The organism is Sphaerospermopsis kisseleviana CS-549 (assembly GCF_028329225.1).
GTDB classification, from domain to species: domain Bacteria; phylum Cyanobacteriota; class Cyanobacteriia; order Cyanobacteriales; family Nostocaceae; genus Sphaerospermopsis; species Sphaerospermopsis kisseleviana.
In genome coordinates, this window is sequence record NZ_JAQMTI010000110.1 from 1 (window position 1) to 20,200 (window position 20,200).

At 37.0% G+C, this 20,200-nt stretch carries 17 protein-coding genes; 7 read left to right on the top strand and 10 right to left on the bottom strand.

The window, feature by feature from the left end:
- Positions 1-69: 69 nt before the first annotated feature.
- The 7 genes from PN497_RS09660 to PN497_RS09690 all read right to left on the bottom strand — a co-directional run bounded on the left by PN497_RS09660 (position 70) and on the right by PN497_RS09690 (position 5,405).
- Entirely contained in the window at positions 70-684 is a 615-nt protein-coding gene (locus PN497_RS09660) for a CP12 domain-containing protein (RefSeq protein ID WP_096571658.1), read from the bottom strand.
- 72 nt (positions 685-756) lie between these two features.
- Positions 757-1,302 (bottom strand): NADH-quinone oxidoreductase subunit B family protein, encoded by a 546-nt coding sequence (locus PN497_RS09665; RefSeq protein ID WP_096571657.1) that lies wholly within the window; start codon positions 1,300-1,302, stop codon positions 757-759.
- A gap of 19 nt (positions 1,303-1,321) precedes the next feature.
- The gene (locus PN497_RS09670; RefSeq protein ID WP_096571656.1) at positions 1,322-1,843 is read right to left on the bottom strand and encodes a DUF3122 domain-containing protein; all 522 of its coding nucleotides are present in this window, start codon (positions 1,841-1,843) and stop codon (positions 1,322-1,324) included.
- A 51-nt stretch (positions 1,844-1,894) separates the two neighbouring features.
- Positions 1,895-2,611 carry a bidirectional hydrogenase complex protein HoxU gene (hoxU, locus tag PN497_RS09675; RefSeq protein ID WP_096571655.1) on the bottom strand — a complete coding sequence of 239 codons (717 nt, stop codon included), beginning with the start codon at positions 2,609-2,611 and terminating at the stop codon, positions 1,895-1,897.
- 44 nt (positions 2,612-2,655) lie between these two features.
- Entirely contained in the window at positions 2,656-4,260 is a 1,605-nt protein-coding gene (locus PN497_RS09680) for a NuoF family protein (protein ID WP_096571654.1), read from the bottom strand.
- Positions 4,247-4,756: a bidirectional hydrogenase complex protein HoxE gene (gene hoxE, locus PN497_RS09685; protein WP_096572828.1), complete on the bottom strand. Its 510-nt coding sequence runs from the start codon at positions 4,754-4,756 to the stop codon at positions 4,247-4,249. Before hoxE ends, PN497_RS09680 begins: the two co-directional genes overlap by 14 nt.
- A gap of 151 nt (positions 4,757-4,907) precedes the next feature.
- Positions 4,908-5,405 (bottom strand): universal stress protein, encoded by a 498-nt coding sequence (locus PN497_RS09690; protein WP_096572827.1) that lies wholly within the window; start codon positions 5,403-5,405, stop codon positions 4,908-4,910.
- Positions 5,406-6,017: 612 nt separating this feature from the next.
- Here PN497_RS09690 and PN497_RS09695 point away from each other — a divergent pair.
- Positions 6,018-10,037 (top strand): response regulator, encoded by a 4,020-nt coding sequence (locus PN497_RS09695; RefSeq protein WP_096571653.1) that lies wholly within the window; start codon positions 6,018-6,020, stop codon positions 10,035-10,037.
- A gap of 120 nt (positions 10,038-10,157) precedes the next feature.
- On the top strand, positions 10,158-10,544 hold the full coding sequence (locus PN497_RS09700; protein ID WP_096571652.1) for a response regulator: 387 nt from the start codon (positions 10,158-10,160) through the stop codon (positions 10,542-10,544).
- A gap of 163 nt (positions 10,545-10,707) precedes the next feature.
- Here PN497_RS09700 and PN497_RS09705 read toward each other — a convergent pair whose 3' ends face one another.
- Positions 10,708-11,436 (bottom strand): dienelactone hydrolase family protein, encoded by a 729-nt coding sequence (locus tag PN497_RS09705; RefSeq protein ID WP_096571651.1) that lies wholly within the window; start codon positions 11,434-11,436, stop codon positions 10,708-10,710.
- Positions 11,437-11,501: 65 nt separating this feature from the next.
- Positions 11,502-12,143: a phosphoribosyltransferase gene (locus PN497_RS09710; RefSeq protein ID WP_096572826.1), complete on the bottom strand. Its 642-nt coding sequence runs from the start codon at positions 12,141-12,143 to the stop codon at positions 11,502-11,504.
- A 477-nt stretch (positions 12,144-12,620) separates the two neighbouring features.
- Here PN497_RS09710 and PN497_RS09715 point away from each other — a divergent pair, with 477 nt between their 5' ends.
- Both PN497_RS09715 and PN497_RS09720 read left to right on the top strand, forming a co-directional pair.
- Complete coding sequence (locus PN497_RS09715) at positions 12,621-13,148, top strand: universal stress protein (protein WP_096571650.1); 528 nt, start codon at positions 12,621-12,623, stop codon at positions 13,146-13,148.
- 397 nt (positions 13,149-13,545) lie between these two features.
- A complete protein-coding gene (locus PN497_RS09720; RefSeq protein ID WP_096571648.1) occupies positions 13,546-14,232 on the top strand; it encodes a LabA-like NYN domain-containing protein in 687 nt (228 codons plus the stop codon).
- A gap of 1,081 nt (positions 14,233-15,313) precedes the next feature.
- On the opposite strand, the gene PN497_RS09730 is transcribed toward PN497_RS09720, so the two are convergent.
- On the bottom strand, positions 15,314-16,549 hold the full coding sequence (locus tag PN497_RS09730; RefSeq protein ID WP_096571646.1) for an HhoA/HhoB/HtrA family serine endopeptidase: 1,236 nt from the start codon (positions 16,547-16,549) through the stop codon (positions 15,314-15,316).
- Positions 16,550-16,886: 337 nt separating this feature from the next.
- Here PN497_RS09730 and PN497_RS09735 point away from each other — a divergent pair, with 337 nt between their 5' ends.
- The 3 genes from PN497_RS09735 (at position 16,887) to devC (ending at position 20,157) form a co-directional block, all read left to right on the top strand.
- Positions 16,887-17,465: a TetR/AcrR family transcriptional regulator gene (locus tag PN497_RS09735; protein ID WP_096571645.1), complete on the top strand. Its 579-nt coding sequence runs from the start codon at positions 16,887-16,889 to the stop codon at positions 17,463-17,465.
- 67 nt (positions 17,466-17,532) lie between these two features.
- A complete protein-coding gene (locus PN497_RS09740) occupies positions 17,533-18,822 on the top strand; it encodes an ABC exporter membrane fusion protein (protein WP_096571644.1) in 1,290 nt (429 codons plus the stop codon).
- A gap of 153 nt (positions 18,823-18,975) precedes the next feature.
- Complete coding sequence (gene devC, locus PN497_RS09745; protein WP_096571643.1) at positions 18,976-20,157, top strand: ABC transporter permease DevC; 1,182 nt, start codon at positions 18,976-18,978, stop codon at positions 20,155-20,157.
- Positions 20,158-20,200: the final 43 nt, after the last annotated feature.

Genomic DNA, 20,200 nt, shown 5'->3' on the forward strand with positions numbered 1-20,200 from the left:
AGTCACCAGTCACCAGTCACCAGTCACCAGTCACCAGTCACCAGTCCCCAGTCCCCAGTCACCAATCACCTAGAGATCATAAACCCTAGCTTCTTCGGTTTCTGGAAACTCCTCACAGTATTCTTCAAAAGCTGTTTTTAAAGGTTTCATTGCCCGTTGGTGGGCTATTTCCGCTTGTATTTCTTCTACCACATCCCAAGCGGCTGCACATTCGGGGGAATTAATTCCTTTTTCTGAACAAACAAGACGAGCTTTTCTAATTTCATCTTGTAATTCTTGTTCTAACAAAATTGCATGGGGTTTTTCTAAAGCACTGCTGCCAGCTAAGATGTCAGTTAATGAGATTATTCCTATTAATTCGCCACTAATTACCGGCGCACGATGTAAACGATAATTAGCAAATAATCTGGCTACATATTCTAAACCTAGTTCGGGATTGACGACAATACAAGGTTTAGTCATAATCTCATAAACACGGACTTTATTTGTATCTTTCCCGTAGGCTATGACTTTATAAACAATGTCGCTTTCAGTTACAATTCCATAAGCATCTTGATCATGACGACGATCTACAATTAACGCCCTCCAGTCTCTAGCTTTCATTAAATCAATTGCTTCTTTAGCTGTAGCAGAACCGCGAATCATTGCTACATCTTTTGTCATTACATCTGCTGCTTTTAACATAATTCACCTCGGACTAAATTGAAAATTGAAAATTGAAAATTGAAAATTGAAAATTGAAAATTGAACATTGGATTACCCAAATTTAATCATTTCCCGTCCTTCCATTACTGGTATTTCTCCTTTTAATAATGGTTCAAGTGCCGCACGAATGCGAGGGGCTGAAGGAGGACAACCGGGTAAATAAATATCAACTGGTACTATGTAATGAACGGGTACAACTTTATCAATTAAGGGTGGAACAATACCAGGTGAATGGGGTATTTGTTGATTAACATCTGCACCTTCAATATAAGCTAATTGCAGACTCACATCTGCATTTCCTGTTGGGTTACGCATAGCGGTTACATTTCCAGTAACAGCGCAATCTCCAAAGGAAATAATTGTTTTGGTGCGTTTCCTAATTTTGTGGATCAATTCTAAATGTTCTTCGTTAGCGATCGCCCCTTCAACTAATACCACATCCACGCCTTCGGGATATTCTTTAATATCAGCAATGGGACTATAAACTACATCAACTTGGGCAGCTAAATCTATCAACCATTCATCCAAATCTAAAAAGGACATATGACATCCAGAACATCCACCTAACCATACTGTTGCTAATTTTATTTTATCCATCTTTGTACCTTTTTATTTTTTATTTGTTACTTGTAAGTAATATTTTCCATTCTTTCACAACATTAATTGGAACTGAAATATCAATAGACTTCGCACCAGGTAAAGGTATTGCCAAATTTAAAGGTTCGGTCGGTAATTGGGGCAATATTTCAGTGAAATTATATTGACCAATTGTGGGCGCTGGTGCTTCATCTAAAAATATATCAGGAGCGTTCCAAATTTGACCAGTTTTTGAGGTAATTCTTAACGGTTGGGGGTGAATTAATTCCGCAGAACCAGGAAAACCAACTAAGCGCAAATTAATATTAGATGTTTGCCCAGAGTAAACTTGTTTAAACAAAACAACTTGCCAAACTTTACCTAAGTGATCATCTAATTTTGTTTGTGAGCGATAAAGAACTTCTCCTGGAGTTTCTTCTATTTGCGTAACAACAGCAATTGCAGTCTGGAAGGTGAAACTTCCTAAACCCAGGAATATCAATGTTGTCAATATCCCCAGGAATAGCAACCGTAAAAAGATGTTGCCAATACGGTTTAACATTGGTTTTACCTCCTGGTAATTGGTAGGAAATATTCCCCGATACCCAACCTTCTAAACATTCCATTGTTTTTTCTCTCTGGCAGTGACTAAAAATTCAATTTTGCCTCGATCATGTACCATTTCTCCCACACTAGAACCTTGATAGAACAGCGCACCTGTAGGACAGGCATTTACACACTTACCACAAGAAGTACAAGTTTGAGAAGTTCCCCAAGGCTGATTTAAATCAGTAATTACGTGAGATTTTGATCCTCTACCTGCCATGTCCCAAGTATGTGCGCCTTCAATTTCATCACACACACGAACACAGCGAGTACAAAGCACACAACGATTATGATCTATGCCAAATCTATCATGAGAAGTATCAACAGAACGTTTAGGATTTTGATATTCTAAACGTACATGATCCATGCCCATTTCTATGGCTAAATCTTGTAATTCACAATTGCCATTAGCAACACAAACAGAACAAATATGATTACCTTCGGCAAATAACATTTCGATAATTGTCCGGCGGTATTTTTGGAGGCGATCGCTATTTGTATTCACCTCCATTCCTTCAGAAACTTTGGTAACACAAGCTGGTAAAAGTCTATTCATACCAGCAATTTCTACCAAACACAAACGACAAGCACCCACATCTCCCACACCTTCTAAATGGCAAAGTGTAGGAATATGTATACCCGCTTCCTGTGCTGCTTCTAGTAAGGTTTCATCCTCACGGGCGCTAATCATTTGCCCGTTAATTGTTAATGTTTTTACTGTCATACGAATTTTAGATTTTGCAATTAGTAACTATCAATTGTCAATTGTCAATTATCAATTATCAAAGCTAAATACTCATCTCGAAAATATCGCAAAGTGCTAAAAACTGGATTTGGTGCAGACTGTCCTAAACCACATAAACTGGTATATTTCACCATGTCACACAATTCTTCTAATAATTGCAAATCAGCTTGTGCAGCTTTACCATCACCAATCTTCACTAATAAATCATGGAGTTGCACAGTTCCCACCCTACAAGGAATACATTTTCCACAAGATTCATCCATACAAAATTCCATGAAAAATCTCGCCACATCTACCATATTTGTGGTTTGATCCATGACAATCATCCCACCAGATCCCATCATTGATCCCAAAGCAGTCAATGATTCATAATCTACAGGTGTAGCAAATTTTGACGCAGGTATACATCCCCCGGAAGGTCCTCCAGTTTGTACTGCTTTAGCAATACCACCATCAGGAACACCACCACCCATTTCTTGAACAATTTCCTCTAAAGTTGTCCCCATAGGTACTTCTATTAACCCTGTATTGCGGATTTTTCCAGCTAGTGCAAAAACCTTTGTCCCTTTACTTTTTTCTGTGCCAATACTCGCAAACCATTCCGCACCATTTCTCATAATTGGTGCAATATTCGCAAAGGTTTCTACATTATTAATTAAGGTGGGATAACCCCATAAACCAGATTCCGCCGGATAAGGTGGCCGGGGGTGAGGAACACCACGTTTACCTTCAATAGAAGCCATTAATGCTGTTTCTTCACCACAAACATACGCACCTGCACCAATACGAATTTCTATTTTAAAATCAAAGGGTGATTCAAATATTTGTGACCCTAAAAGTCCTAATCTTTGGGCTTGGCGAATAGCAGTTTCTAATCTTTTAATAGCGGTGGGATATTCTGCCCTCACATAAATATAACCTTGACTTGCCCCCACAGCATAAGCAGCGATCGCCATTCCTTCTAATACTCGATGAGGATCACTTTCTAATACACTCCTGTCCATAAATGCACCGGGATCACCTTCATCCGCGTTGCAAATAACAAACTTTTTCTCACCTTGAGATTTTGCCACTGTCGCCCATTTTAAACCTGTGGGATAACCAGCACCTCCCCTTCCTCTTAACCCACTTTTAGTAATAGTTTCTACTACTTCAGTAGGTTTCATTTCTCTTAGCACTTGGTAAAGGGCTTGATAACCATTTTCCACAATGTAAGATTGAATCCTATCCGGGTCAACTTTACCACTATTTTCTAACACAATGGGTAATTGTTTAGTAAAAAATGGTTGGCTCAAATCTTGCTCTTTTAAATCTGTTTCTTTACCCTGCATAGCCTCAATCACTTTTGCTGCATCCTCTGGGGTAACTTGTTCATAAAGTTTCGTTTCTTTGTTGTTTTCTTGATCCACCTGAACTAAAGGACCTTGACAACAAAGCCGCATACAACCCACACCAGAAACATGAATTTCATCCTCTAAACACGCAGCTTTTACAGATTTTTCTAAGTTATCTTTCACCATTTGAGAACCAGAAGACAAACAACCCGCAGCAGTACAACAACGAATCTGTACAGGTTTCGCCTGAGAACGTTCTATTCTGGCAATTTCTAATAATTCATTTAGTTCCATTCTGCCATTCTCCCACTTTTTCACAAACTGTTTCTGAAGTTTGATTTCCTAAAACAGCACCATCAAAAACTACCGCCGGTGCAATACCACAAGCACCTAAACATCTTGCAGTTAACAGGGAAATTTCCCCATCAGGTGTTGTATCTCCAGCTTTAATTTTGGTGGTATTTTCTAAACTTGTTAAAATTGCTTGTGCGCCTTTTACATAACAAGCAGTACCTGTACAAACTACACAATTATGTTTACCTTTGGGCGCAAGGGAAAATAAATGATAGAAAGTTGCTACCCCATAAACCCGACTAGGTGGTAATTTTAATTGGTGGGCAATGTACAACAATAAATCTAGTTCTAAATAACCGAATAATTCTGAAGCCCGATGGAGAATTTCAATCAGTGCATCTTGTTGATATTGATGCCGTTTGATAGTTGCGTCCAACATTTTCAAACGTTTATCTCCACTCGGATGATTCTTAGGAGGTGAATCTGTAGTTTTCATAATCATTGATAATTGATATTGGGTAATTGATATTTGGTAATTGGTGATTCAATTTTGGATTTTGGATTTTGGATTGTATTTCATTAACTTCAACCTAAAATCTAAAATTTTTTCCCCAGTCCCCAGTCACCTGTCACCTGTCACCTATTCCCTATTCCCTATTCCCTATTCCCTCAAAATGTATAATATACACAGAACAAGGTGCATGATGTAAAACATAATTACTAACACTACCGATTAAAAATTCGGTGATTCCAGAAAGTCCACGTCGTCCAATCACAATCAAATCCGCATTCCATTCTTTGGCAAAGTTACAAATTACTTTACCCGGACTACCAACATTTTGCGAAAATTCAGTATTAATGTTCTCAGAATTTGCTTGGGCGCAGAATTTTTGTAACATTTCCAAACCCTCGTCTTTATGCACTTCCAGCTTTTGCAAGTACCTTTTGATGCTGTCATCACCCCAGCCTGGATAGTAATCCATCTGAGAATTAACCATTACATCATGAATACCGTCTTCATCAGGTGATATAACGTGCAATAGCATTAATTTGGCTGATGTTAACCTTGTTAAAGACACGGCTTGTTCAAAAACTTGTTTTCCCATGTCCGAGCGATCCAATGCAACTAAAATTTTGTTAAACATCGCTACCCCCATCTTAGCTCGCCAATTATTGAAAATAGCTCTTTCTGCTTTCTAGATTCTTGGTTAGTCAAAATATGTTTATTTCATTTGGATTTCTTGACACTAATCTTCACAATTCGTTAATTTTTCACACCTGCCCTGTGACTTGGTTTACACTTATGCTTATAGGCAAACAATTTGAGGAACTTGTGAGGATAGATTATTGGTAATTCAGTCAGTATTCATCTGAGAAATTGGTTAATTACAGCAGGAGTCAGGAGTAAAACTGGCTTTGTGTATAGGTTTTAATTTAGATTCTGTACCGTATGGCTAACGCCACGCTATATTTAATTTATATTTAATTTATATTTAATTTATATTTAATTTATATTTAATTTATATTTCATCATCTACTGATTTATCAATTATTCTGACTTGTTACCACCGAATTATTACAGAATATATATTTTCAGCTTGATATAAATTTATATTTCTACATCAATGTTACTATGTTACTATTTAATGTATAGAGTTAAACTTGTTTAAATTATATCTAGGAAAACATAATTTAATATTAAGTTGTTTTCCACTATTACCAGCTTTTAAAGCTACTAGATTAGGGAAGCTTTTAATATGAAGATTTTAGTGATCGAGGATGACCAGTTAAATGCCTATGCACTTACCACCTTTCTCACTGAGCAAAATTATGCAGTAGAAGTGGCCAATGATGGTGATGCAGGCTGGGATTTAGTCGAAACTTACGACTATGATTTAATTCTTTTAGATGTTATACTACCCAAAATGGATGGTATTAGTTTATGTAAGAAAATCCGCTCTAGTGGTCGGCAAGTACCGATTTTATTATTAACAGGATGTGATAGCTCTCACGATAAAGCCATTGGCTTAGATGCAGGTGCTGATGATTATGTAGTTAAACCTTTCAATCAAGAAGAACTTATAGCTCGTGTTAGGGCATTATTAAGACGGGGAAGCATCGCCTCGCAACCTGTATTAGAGTGGGGAAATTTACGATTAGATCCCAGTAGCTGTGAAGTAACATATCAGCAAAATCTCCTCTCACTCACACCAAAAGAGTATGCTTTGTTAGAACTCTTGATGCGAAATAATCGCCGAGTCTTTAGCTGTGGCATGATTTTAGAGCATCTTTGGTCCTATGAAGACACACCGGGAGAAGAAGCCGTTCGCACCCACATTAAAGGTTTACGTATGAAGCTAAAATCAGTGGGAGCGCCTCACGATTTAGTAGAAACAGTATATGGTATTGGTTATCGTCTTAAACCCCAGGAAGATGAAGGAGAGCAATTAGGAAACAGGGGAAATAAAAAGACGAAAGAAACAGGAGAAACAGGGGTATTAAAGGATGAGAAAAGCAATTTAAAATCTCAGCAAACTCTGACAGCTATTGGGGCAATTTGGCAGCGATTTCGTGGACGGGTAGAGGAACAAGTTACTATCATAGAACGGGCAGTACAACAAATTGTAAATTCAAGCTTAAATTCAAGCTTAAATTCAAGCTTAAACTCAAGCTTAAACTCAGAAGTGCAAACTGAAAATTCATCACTTGCGCTATCACAGGCTATTAAAGAAGCCCACACTTTAGCAGGATCTTTAGGCACTTTTGGTTTACCTAATGGTTCAGAATTAGCGAGAAAAATTGAGAAATTACTCAAATCTGGTAAAACCCTAACTACAAGTGATACAACCAATCTCAAAAATTGGGTTAAATTACTCCGTCAAGAAATTGATAGCAAAAATCAGGAAAATCTACCCTGCCATAATAATAACCATAAACATTCTTTAAATTTACCACAACCATTAGACCAAACAACCACTAAAGCCAAAATATTAGTCGTAGATGATGACCCACAAATTTTAGCATTATTACAAACATTACTTACACCTTGGGGAATGGAAATTATTCCACTTAATTATCCCCTGCATTTTTGGCAAACTTGGCAAAGCGTCCAGCCAGATATGCTAATTTTAGATATAGAAATGCCTGGTACAAATGGGATTGAATTATGTCAAATGATTCGCAATGATCCCCAAGGTAGTGAACTACCAATTTTATTTCTTACTGTCCATAACGATGTCGAAATAGTAAATCAAGTTTTTAGCGCAGGTGCTGATGATTTTGTCAGCAAACCCATCATAGAATCGGAGCTAGTTAACCGCATTATTAACAGATTAGAACGGGTGAAACTGTTAAGAAGAATGGCGCAAAATCGAAACAAGCAAGTTAATAACCTAGAAAATCAAAGTAGATTTATTCAGGAAAGTTATCACAATTTAGTCGAAGTTTATCCAGAAGCAATTTTGATTGTCAGTGCAGATAAATTTGTCTTTGTCAACAGTGCCACAGTGAAACTTTTTGGTGTTACATCAACAGCAGAATTATTAGGTAAGAAATTTATTGACTTTGTACATCCCGATTTTCAAAGGGAAATGAACAAAGAACTGCAAAATATCCAAATCAATAAACAATCAATTTCCCTGCATGAAGTTAAGTTTGTCAGATTAGACGGTAGGAAAATTCATGTAGAAATAGTGGTTGCTTCTCTCACCTACCAAGGTCAATCAGCAGCCCAAATATTTGCTCGTGATATTACTCAACGCAAGCAAACAGAATTAGCACTGCACAAAGCTAAAGACGAACTAGAATTAAGAGTAGCAGAACGTACAGCCGAGTTAATTACTGTTAATCACCAATTACAATCACAACTCGATGAAAGACGACGGACACAGGAAGCTCTGCGAATTTCTCAAACTCGATTTGAAGGCATTTTAAGTATAGCTGATGATGCCATTATTTCTATTGATAGTAATCAAAAAATTACTTTATTTAATCAAGGTGCAGAAAAGATTTTTGGCTACTCTGCTCAAGAAGTGCTAGGAGAAAAACTAGATTTACTCTTACCTATGCGCTTTGCTGAACAACATCGCCATCATGTATTTGATTTTGGTAAATCTTCAGGTTCTGCTCGCAGAATGGGAGAAAGAAGAGAAATATTTGGTTGCCGCAAAGATGGTACTGAATTTCCCGCAGAAGCTTCTATTTCTAAATTAGAAGTGGGTGAAGAATGTGTTTACACAGTAATATTGCGAGATATAACTGAACGTAGACAAGTGGAAAAAATGAAAGATGAATTTGTCTCTGTTGTTAGTCATGAATTGCGTACTCCCCTAACATCAATTCACGGATCTTTAGGAATGTTAGCTAGTGGTTTATTACCAACAGATTCAGAACAGGGTAAACGCTTGTTGCAAATAGCCACTGATAGCACCGAGCGTTTAGTAAGATTAATTAATGACATTCTCGACATTGAGCGCATCGAGTCGGGTAAAGTCAAAATGGAACGGGAAACTTGTAATTTAGAAGATTTAATTAACTCGGCTGTGAATATTATGCAGCCTCTAGCCAATAAAGCTGGGGTAAAATTATCTATTTCTAGTGTATCTGTAAAACTCTGGGCTGATCCTGATCGGATTATTCAAACTTTAACAAATTTGTTGAGTAATGCGATTAAATTTTCCACATCTGGGGCTACAGTTTCCTTGCTGACAGAATTAAAAGAAAATGAGGTGCTGGTGACAGTTACAGATACTGGACGGGGAATACCATCTGATAAGTTAGATAGTATTTTTGAACGATTTCAACAAGTTGATTCTTCAGATTCACGCAACCACGATGGTACTGGTTTAGGGTTAGCGATTTGTAAGAGTATTGTACAGCAGCACGGCGGACAAATCTGGGTAAAAAGTTTGTTAAACAAAGGTAGTAGTTTTTATTTTACACTGCCAATTTGCCAGATTGATCAAACACTTGAATTAGAAAATTTAGCCACTGAAGAAACTGAAGAAATTATTATTAATAATCAGCATTCTCCTTTGGTTTTAGTTTGTGATGATGATGCGGTAATTCGTAGTGAATTAAAAAACTTATTGGAACAAGGGGGATATCGGGTAATTACAGTAGATAGTGGTGAAGAGGCGATCGCTCAAGCCGTTGCTCAACATCCCGATATCATTGTATTAGACTTAGTCATGCCCGGTATGAATGGCTGGGAAACAATGGCACTATTAAAGAAACGTCCAGATACTCAGGATATACCAATTGTGATTTGTAGTGTCTACAAACCCAATAAAAATAATCAACCCAGTGCTAATTTTGTTGATTGGTTAAGCAAGCCAGTAGAGGAAAATTCCCTGTTAAATTCCTTGAGAAAAGTTGTATCTGAACCTTCTCGCAAAGTTAAGATTTTAATTGTTGAAGATGATCATGATTTGGCAGATTTATTAGCAACTTTGTTTGCTAGACATGATATTGAAACTTTCCTGGCTAAAACTGGTAGAGAAGCTATTCATCTCAGTCAAAAGGTAAATCCTGATTTACTAATTCTTGATTTAATCTTGCCAGAGAGTGATGGTTTTACAGTTGTAGATTGGTTAAAACAACATAATCAACTTTTTAGTATTCCCGTAGTTGTTTATTCTGCTAAGGATTTGGATGATTCGGAACGCCATCGACTAAAATTAGGACATACAGAATTTTTGACTAAAGGAAGAGTTACTACCCAAGAATTTGAACAACGGGTGATGGATCTGCTACAAAGAATTACCCATAATCATTAGTCAAGAGTCAGATCGGGAAAATGATGTTACAATCAACATCAGTATCTCACATTCCCAATCTAAAATCTAAAATCTAAAATCTAAAATCTAAAATCCAAAATTTATCAGGGGATAGAAATTATGAACAAAAAGCGAATTTTAGTAGTTGATAATGAGCAGTATATTCAAGAAGTAGCCAAAATTTGTTTAGAAACTGTTGCAGGTTGGGAAGTGCTGACAGCTAGTTCTGGGAAAGAGGGAATAGTACAAGCAGAAAATCATCAACCAGATGCTATTTTACTAGATGTCATGATGCCAGATATGGATGGAATTGCTGCTTTTGCAAATTTACAAGCAAATCCAAATACAAAAGAAATTCCTGTGATTTTGTTAACTGCCAAAATTCAAGCCGCTGATCGTCGTCGCTATGCTCAGTTAGGTATGAAAAGTGCGATCGCCAAACCATTTAATCCTCTAGAATTAGCCGGTCAAGTAGCATCTGCCTTGGGTTGGAATTTGGAAAATTAAAACAATTAATTATATCAACTATTGATTTACTCTTATTTCCTTAGCTGAATCTTAACTATAAGTGTTTTCAATCAGAGACTAAGTGAAATAATTGAATTTAATTGAGGAATGAACTTAGGGGAGGTTTTTAACATTGAATGAAACAATTATCAATTATCAATTGTCAATTATCAATTAATAACGACATTGCGTGCAAATGCAATTCCTTTTCCTCAACAGGTGAAAGATAATATTTAAACCATTGACTCGCTAATCTTCCTACTTCCTCCATAGCACCAGGTTCGCTAAACTTGTGACTAGCTTCAGGAATAATTTCTAATTGTTTATGCTGAGTGGGAATTTCTACTATTGCATCCTCATTCATAGCAATTATCGCACAATCATTACCACCAACAATCAACAAAGTTGGAGTTTGTACATAACCAAGACTTTCAATTACCAAATCAGTATAACCACTACGGCAAACAATCGCCCCCACATTCATCGGACGAGCTAATGCAGCTAAAAATGCTGCCCCACTACCTCTATTTACACCAAAGTAACCAACTTTTAAATCACGAGTCAGGGTATTTTCAAACAACCAGTCTGTGACGGTAATTAACCGCGAAGCCAGAAAACTAATATCATAACGTAAATGTTGAGTACGCTGATCAATTGCATCTTCTTCTTCCGTCAATAAATCTATTAATATAGTTGCCAATCCTTCCTGCTGACGCAACAAATGAGCTAAATAATGATTGCGGCTACTATAGCGACTACTGCCACTACAATGAGCAAATACAACAATTCCCTGAGCTTCTGGCGGTACAACTAATTCTCCTTTGAGTCTTAGTAGTCCTACCTCAATAGTAACTATTTGCTCTAAAACATTCCCAGATTCTTGAGCTTTCATTGGTTTAACCTTTTAAGTGATTGGTGATTGGTGATTGGTGATTGGTGATTGGTAAAATCTAAAATCTAAAATCTCAAATCTAAAATTTCTTTCACTTCCTCATCAGTAGTTTGGGCAAAGTCTTCATACCATAATCCAATCGCAGAGAGGATTTCTGGAATTTGCAAACACACTATTTCATCTACTTCTGACTGCAATTCTTTATAAGTGCTTGCCGGTGCAACTGGTATAGCAACAACTATTTTTTGAGGTTGTTGTTGTTGAAGAATCGCAATAGCAGCACGCATAGTTGAACCAGTAGCAATACCGTCATCTATCAAAATCACAGTTTTATTTTCGACGTTTAGAGGTGGAGCATCCCCGCGATAAGTGCGATCGCGCCGCTGTAATTCTTGCAACTCCTCAGCCGCAACTGCCTGAATCGCTTCTTTATCTATTCCCAACGTATTTATCACATCAGAATTTAGTACCCCTATTCCCCCAGAAGCGATCGCCCCCATTGCCAATTCTTTATGACCAGGTACACCCAATTTTCTCACTATACAAACATCTAAAGGTGCATTTAAAGCTTTCGCTACTTCAAACGCCACTGGCACACCCCCACGCGGTAAAGCTAACACCAACAAGTTTTCTTCGTTAGCATAAGCGGTCAAATTTTGCGCTAACATTTTTCCTGCTTCTTTACGGTTGCGAAATCTTAACACCATCACCATCACCTCCTGATACTGATTTTGGATTTCTGATTTTAGCTGCAAGGATTTTGCATGGGTAACTGATAATTGGTGATTGGTAATCAATCTTTTCCCCTAACTATTACCTATGATTTTTGTAAATCTCCGTAACAGACAGAAAACTTTTAAATTTGTGATCCTTGTTGCACTGTTAAAGATACAGCCTATTTTCTTATAAAATCTCGAATCAGTTCATTCCTAATTCCTGATTTAAAAATTCTGATCCTGACTCCTGGCTCCTGACTCCTGACTCCTGACTCCTGACTCCTGACTCCTGAATTCTTACAACCAACAAGTTTACAATACAATATTGATACTCAGCGAGTTGATGATTTATTATTTATTCCTGCATATTTCCCAAAAATTGATTAACATGGCCAATATAGCCGAAGTTATATCAGATAAAAACCACAATAGGTATAGATTTAAAATACTCCCCAAGGAAGACTAACTATGTTTCACAAAATTTTAGTTGCTCTCGACAACTCAGAAAGAAGTCAGTATATTTTTGATCAAGCTCTATTTTTGGCTCAGGTAAGTGAGGCAGAAATGATGTTGCTTCACGTTCTATCCCCCTTAGAAGATCCTTACATCAATCCCATATTTTTGCAACCAGAAACAATTTATCCTACCTTGCATACTGAAACTATTAATCAATATATGCAAGCTTGGGATAAACTAAAACAAGATAGACTAGATTGGATGCGATCGCTAACTCAAACGGCAATTAAGGCAGGTGTCAAAACTGAATTTACCCAAACAGTAGGTGATGCAGGCCGAGTGATCTGTGAATTAGCTTTAAGTTGGCCAGCTGACTTAATTATAGTCGGTCGCAGGGGACGTACTGGCATTAGTGAAGTTTTATTAGGCAGCGTCAGCAACTACGTTTTACATCATGCTTATTGCTCTGTTCTCACCATACAAGGCCTCACGCCTCCTACCATAGCAAACACCGAAAATACAAAAGTAACTTCCACCTGAAATGATCACAATTTTTTAATATTTTTTTAATATTTTTTTAATATTTGTCCCTGTGCCAACAGGGATCTTGAAATACTCCCAAATTCTGGGTTATCACTTCAATATCAGCCATAAGTCCAAATACACCAGTGCAGGTAAATGAACTACAGAATTTTAGAAAATTTCCCTTCAAAATCCAGTATCAAGCCTGGTTTACTCCTGACTACTTACTGCACAGACATTCCGCCCAAACTTCTCTACTGACTCATGAATTCTGCTGTAAGTTAAGTTTATTTGCAAATCTTCTCTTGAGAGAGTTTCTTGCTAAGTTTACTACAAAGGTTATGAACTTAGCAGCGACTATACTAGATAATAGCAATTTATCAAAGACATCCCAATTTAAAATCTTGAGGCATCAATGAATTTTACTAATCTTCACAAAAAAACAAACGAATATAAAGAACTTAAAGAAAAACCACATTGGCAAGGACCAACTGCAATCAAAACAACTGTCAAAGGTCGAGATATCAAGCCACAAGAGGCTATTAACGATATGAGCATTGGTGATGATCTTAATCGCGGTAGAGTAGCCATTTTTATTGATGGTTTAAGCTTATTTCACTGTGCCTTGCAACTAGGCATTGAAATTGACTATGTTAAATTACTTTGTCGTTTAACTCAAACCTCTAGGCTTTTACGGGCTTTCTTTTATACTGGTGTTGATGCCAGCAAAGAAAAGCAACAGGGGTTTCTGTTGTGGATGCGTCGCAATGGCTATCGTGTAGTCACCAAAGATATACTTGCAGTTTCCGAGAATGGTAAAAAACCCAATCTCAATGTGGAAATTGCTGTGGATATGATTACTCTAGCTCCCTACTACGATACTGCTGTGTTAGTCAGTGGAGATGGAGATTTAGCCTATGCTGTCAATGCAGTTACCAGCTTGGGATCTAGAGTAGAAGTAATTGGCCTACAAAGCATGACCAGTGATAGCCTGATTGATGTGGCTGATTATTTCATTGATTTCGACAGTATTAAACAGTACATTCAAAAAGATTCTCAAGTCGGTTATACTTATCGGTCTTCGTCTACTTCCCAACTTTAAATTCCCATTTAATTACTTTAACTACTGACTCTTCACTCCTGAATTTTGAGGTCAGCATTTTCCCAGCTATTTTGTCTGTTCCAAATTAACTGGTTCTAGTACATCTAATGAGGATGTAGCTGATGCTGCATTTTATTTGCCACTTTTTTAGACCTGTGCTATACCAAAAAAGGAATAGCTGATTAACATTTATATGTATAATTGCTATCCTAACTACCTTATCAATTGATAATTGTCCATTGTGAAAGACTTGGCGCAAAATGTATGAGAGGAAGTAATCAGAACCAAAAAATTATTTAGGAGTGCAAATAGTGACCCAGATCCAATTAACATTAGTGATTAGTTACCTACTAATGACTTGCTATTTTTTTACCAATTGGTTAAAGTTTTCCCTTCTTCACCCTACATATACACCAGAGGATAAATTTTTATCCTTTGTTATGTTTGTAATCACTACCATTTTCTGGCCGGTAATTATTCCCATATCTTGCTTCAAAATCCTCAAAAATCGCCAACTGGAATCTAATACTATAATTCCTGTGCTTTTAGCTATTTTTGCTCTTAGCTTTTCCTACTATATCACCTCTCTTTGAATAGTTATCATATCTGTTTGGAAAGGTAACAGGTAACAGGGAACAGGTAACAGGTAACAGAAGGCAAAAGACAAGAGGCAAAATAATTTTAGATTTTAGATTTTAGAGGTTGTTTGAAAACTTTTTCGTGTGGGATTTGACACCCGCAGATTCCCCATTATCCCCCTGAAAAAGCAGGGCATTTTCCAAGTCGGGGGTAAATTGCAAAATCATTTCCCCAAAACCCTTTTCCACAGGTCAATAGAGGCTTTTTTTTCTAATTTTTGATTAATTAATATGAAAAACAAGCCCAAATATTGATGGTCAAAAGGTTCTAGCGATCGCAAATTTAGAGAATGAAAACGCCCTGCTTTGTAAGGGTGGTTGGGTGTATCTCCATGAATTTTGATACTTTTCCAACATCCTCTGAGATTGGAGATAACAAAAACAATCCAAAATCCAAAATCCAAAATCCAAAATAAATAACTCCTGCTTCCTGCCCACTCTAATTATTGGAGATTTGTGGGAAAAGTTCCAGGTCTAACAGCGATATTAATACTTTGTCCATTGCGACGTAAATCTAAGCGTAAATTCCCTCCCACTTGTGCTTTTTCTACCGCTTTCTGTACAGCAGATGCTTCTGTTACTGCTTCACCGTTTAGCCTTTGAATCACATCCCCAGCACGTATTCCAGCTTTCGCTGCAGGTGAGTCGGGCATGACTCTAACTATTAATACTCCTTGATTTTCATTCACAGTTAAACCACTGTTGGGATCTGAATTAATCCGTTGCCTTAACTCAGGTGTGATCCCTACCATCTGAATGCCTAAATATGGATGTTGCGCTTTACCTGTAGTGATTAATTGATCAGAAATTCGTTTTGCTGTATTAATAGGAATTGAAAATCCTAAACCTTGCGCTCCCTGAATGATTGCTGTATTCATACCAATCACTTCTCCACGAGCATTTAGCAATGGACCGCCAGAGTTACCAGGGTTAATTGCTGCGTCGGTTTGAATAAATTCTACTCGTTTATCAGGAACACCTACTTGGTTGCTAGAACGTCCTGTGGCGCTAATAATACCTGTAGTTACAGTATTATCTAAACCCAAGGGATTACCAATAGCGATCGCCCATTGTCCCGGTTGTAACTGATCAGAATTACCCAAAGTCACCGTCGGTAAATTATTCGCTTCAATCTTTACCACTGCCACATCAGTTAATTCATCTTTTCCTACTACTTTACCTTGAAAAGTGCGTCCATCCTTTAAAGTGACTGTCACCCTATCCGCACCTTCAACCACATGAGCATTGGTAAGAATACGACCATCCGCACTTATGATGAAACCTGAACCCGCACCTCTTTCTACCCGGTTTCCTCCTTGCGGTAATCTTGACCCAAAAAACTGCCGGAAAAACGGATCATTAAATTCTTCCGGTATCCTGCTTTGCACAGTGCGGGAAGAATTAATTCGCACCACCGCAGGTCCTACTCTCTGTACAACCTGAGTCACAAAATTCGGATCTGTGTTTCCTGGTAATGGCGGCGCTGCGTTTACACTTTGTACAGCTAGTTTAGATGCAGTTTCAGCCACTTGCTGTTGGTTATTTGCTAAATAGCCTCCTGCAAAAGTCATCCCTGATCCCAGCAACACCAAGGATAAAGAAGCCGCTGCTTTTTTCCAAGGCGCATGATCATGGCTTTTGGTTAACAGATTATCTTTGTCTTGAGGTTGGTTTTGCATTTCTTTATCTGAAAGGATATTTAGAGTTGTTACTAATGTAGATATTTTTTTGGCAGATTTTGTTGCCCAATTCCAGCATTGTCAACTTTTTAGCTGCTATTAATCACCATCGGTATTTAGTGAGATACACCTACAAATGTAAATTTTTCCAAAAAATTTATAAAATCTGTTAAGATTATAGCAACTCACCTGATTTCACTATACAAGACCTACCCAACTTGAAAATTCGGGAAACCGGATAGCGGTTTGTTAAAAGCTGACACCTTGACAAAATTCTATCTCTGATATTACCTTAAAATAACGACCGTTCGATATAAAAAACAACAAAACATCAAATATGCCGAAAATTGTGGATCATGAACAATACCGCAAAGAATTACTCGGCAAGTGTTTTGACTTATTTGCCGATAAAGGATATGGCGCTATCACCATGCGGCAAATTGCTAACGGTTTAGGGGTTTCCACGGGTACTCTTTATCATTACTTCCCCAGTAAACAAGCTTTATTTGAGCAACTGGTAGAAGAAATTAGTCAGCAAGATGTGATTGCAGCTTTAGCAGAATTAGGAGGGAAAAACAACATTTCAGAAATGATGACAGCTTTGGGTAATTATCTTGTCAACAATGAAGATTACCTAATTAAATGGACCTATGTTTGGGTTGATTTTTGTCAAAATCAAGACTCAAAAACCATGCTGAATAATAGCAAAGTTTTTAAACGTGCTAACAAAAGATATCAACAAGCAGCTTGTGAATTTTTGGGTATTGAAGATCAAGTTTTAGCATCATTTGTATTGAGTTTTGTCAACGGTGTAATTCTGGAAAAATTATGGGGTGATGAAACAATTGATTTCCTGGAACAATGCCAACTTTTAGGGGAAATGTTAACAGCTTATTTACAGACAAAGAAAAAGTAAATATCATTAATTGAACGCAGATAGACGCAGATAAACGCAGATTTTTTTATTGTGGGGAGTCAAAAAAATGAGTTATAAATTATTATTGAAACCAGGAAAACAAGGGTTAATTGTTTTGGTTTTAGCAGCCACAGCTATAACTGCGGGAATTGTAATTTACGGTATTTCTAATTTTAGTAAAATTGGCAATGCCGCCACTGGAGAATTAACAGAAACTGCTGCTATTTCTAGTAAGGTGACAACTTTAGGAAGATTAGAACCAGAAACAGAAGTAATTAAGCTATCTGCACCTTTAGCATTAGATGGAGATAGAGTAGAAAAAATCATCTTTAAAGAAGGTGATATAGTTAAAGCAGGAGAGGTAATAGCGATTTTAACATCCCGTTATACCTTAGAAAATGCTGTCCAACAAGCTGAGAAACAAGTGAGAGTTGCCCAAGCCAAACTTGAGCAAATAAAAGCTGGAGCTAAAACTGGAGAAATTCAAGCACAAAAAGCTAATCTTGAAAGAATAAAAGCCCAGTATGAAGGTGATAAAAACGCCCAAAAACAAAATATTGCCAGAATAGAAGCTCAATGGCAAGGTGATAGAATTGCCCAACAAGCAACTATTAATAAATTAACCGCAGAATTAAATAATGCAGAATCAGAATATCAACGTTATCAACAGTTATATTCAGAGGGTGCAATTTCTAATTCTTTAATTGATAGTAAACGGTTAAATGTGGAAACTGCCAAACAAAAATTAAGTGAAGCAAAAGCAGTTATTGAACGTATAAATTCTACAGCAACCAAACAATTAGCAGAAGCAAAAGTAGCATTAAATAGAATTAACACTACTAGCAATAAACAAATTAGCGAAGCCAAAGCTACACTTAACAGTATTGCCGAAGTTCGTCCTGTAGATGTGAACTTAGCACAAACAGAAGTAGAAAGTGCGATCGCTGATCTTAAACGCGCCCAAACCGAACTCCAAGCAGCATTTATTCGCGCTCCGATGACAGGAAAAATTCTCAAAATTCATACCCGTGTCGGTGAGAAAATAAGTGAATCTGGTATTGCTGACTTTGCACAAACAGAACAAATGTTAGCAGTAGCAGAAGTTTATCAAACTGATATTAGTAAGATAAAGATTGGACAAAAAGCTGTAATTACTAGTCCTACATTTACAGGTGAACTGCTCGGAGAAGTTGCCCAAATTGGTTTACAAGTCAATCGTCAAAATGTGTTTAGTAACCAACCAGGGGAAAATTTAGACAGTCGAGTTATTGAAGTTAAAATTAAACTCACTCCCGAAGATAGTAAAAAAGTTGCAGGTTTAACCAACTTACAAGTACAAACAGCAATTGAATTGTAATAGTTATGGGTGATGGGTGATGGGTGATTGGTGATTGGGGAAGATAAATAACCCAATGTTCAATGACTAATAACTAATAACTAATAACTAATAACTAACAACTAATAACTAACAACTAACAACTAACAACTAACAACTAACAACTAATGACAAATGACTAAAAAACTATTTCTGAAAACACCTCTTGCTTTGCGTCAGTTAATGAAAGAAAAAACGCGGTTAGCTGTTGCAGTCGCGGGAATTACTTTTGCTGATATGTTGATTTTTATTCAGATGGGTTTTGAAAGTGCATTGTTTGATGCAGCCATTCAACCACATCGCAATTTATCCGCAGATTTAGTATTGATTAATCCTCAGTTTAATACCTTGTTTTCTGTAAAAAGTTTTTCCAGAGATAAACTATATCAAGCATTAAGTTATAATGGAGTAAAATCAGTTAATTCTGTTTATATTGGTACAGGACAATGGCGCAATCCTGAAACACGAATTGATCGAGCTATTTTAGTTTGGGGAGTCGATCCAAATCAACCAGGATTGAAATTTCCAGAAGTGCAAAAAAATAATGATGCTCTCAAACCACTAAATCAAGTGATGTTTGATCAAGCTGGCCGTCCAGAATATGGTGCTGTAGGTGAAATATTCCAAAAAACAGGCAATTTTCAAACAGAATTAAATAGCAAATCTGTGAGTGTTAAAGGTGTATTTAGTAATGGTGCTTCCTTTGCTGCTGATGGTAATGTGATTACGAGTGATTCCACTTTTTTGCAATTATTTCCTGAACGTAAACCCGATCAAATTGAAGTAGGTTTAATTAATCTCCAACCAGGTGCAGATGTGGAGAAAATCAAAACACAACTGAGAATAGGATTAAATCCAGATCCTAAAAATCCCTTTGTAGAAATAGGAACAACAGAAGATTTTGCCCAAAAAGAAAAGAATTATTGGGCTAATGGTACAGGTATTGGTTTTATTTTTGGTTTGGGTGTAGGAGTTGGATTTATTGTTGGTATTGTGATTGTTTATCAGATTCTTTATTCTGACGTTTCCGATCATCTTCCAGAATATGCAACTCTTAAAGCAATGGGTTATACAGATAGTTATCTTTTAGGAGTTTTAATACAAGAGGCTTTATTATTAGCTATTTTAGGTTATTTACCGGCATTTTTTCTTTCTTTTGGATTATATCAACTCACCTTTGCAGCCACTATGTTACCCATTTCTATGAAAGTAGATCGGGCAATTACAGTGTTTATTATGACGGTAATTATGTGTAGTGTTTCAGGAGCGATCGCCCTGAAAAAACTTCGTTCTGCTGACCCTGCGGACATTTTTTAAAGTTGCTAAAAAGTTCGTAGTCAGGACTTTAGTCCTGATGTGT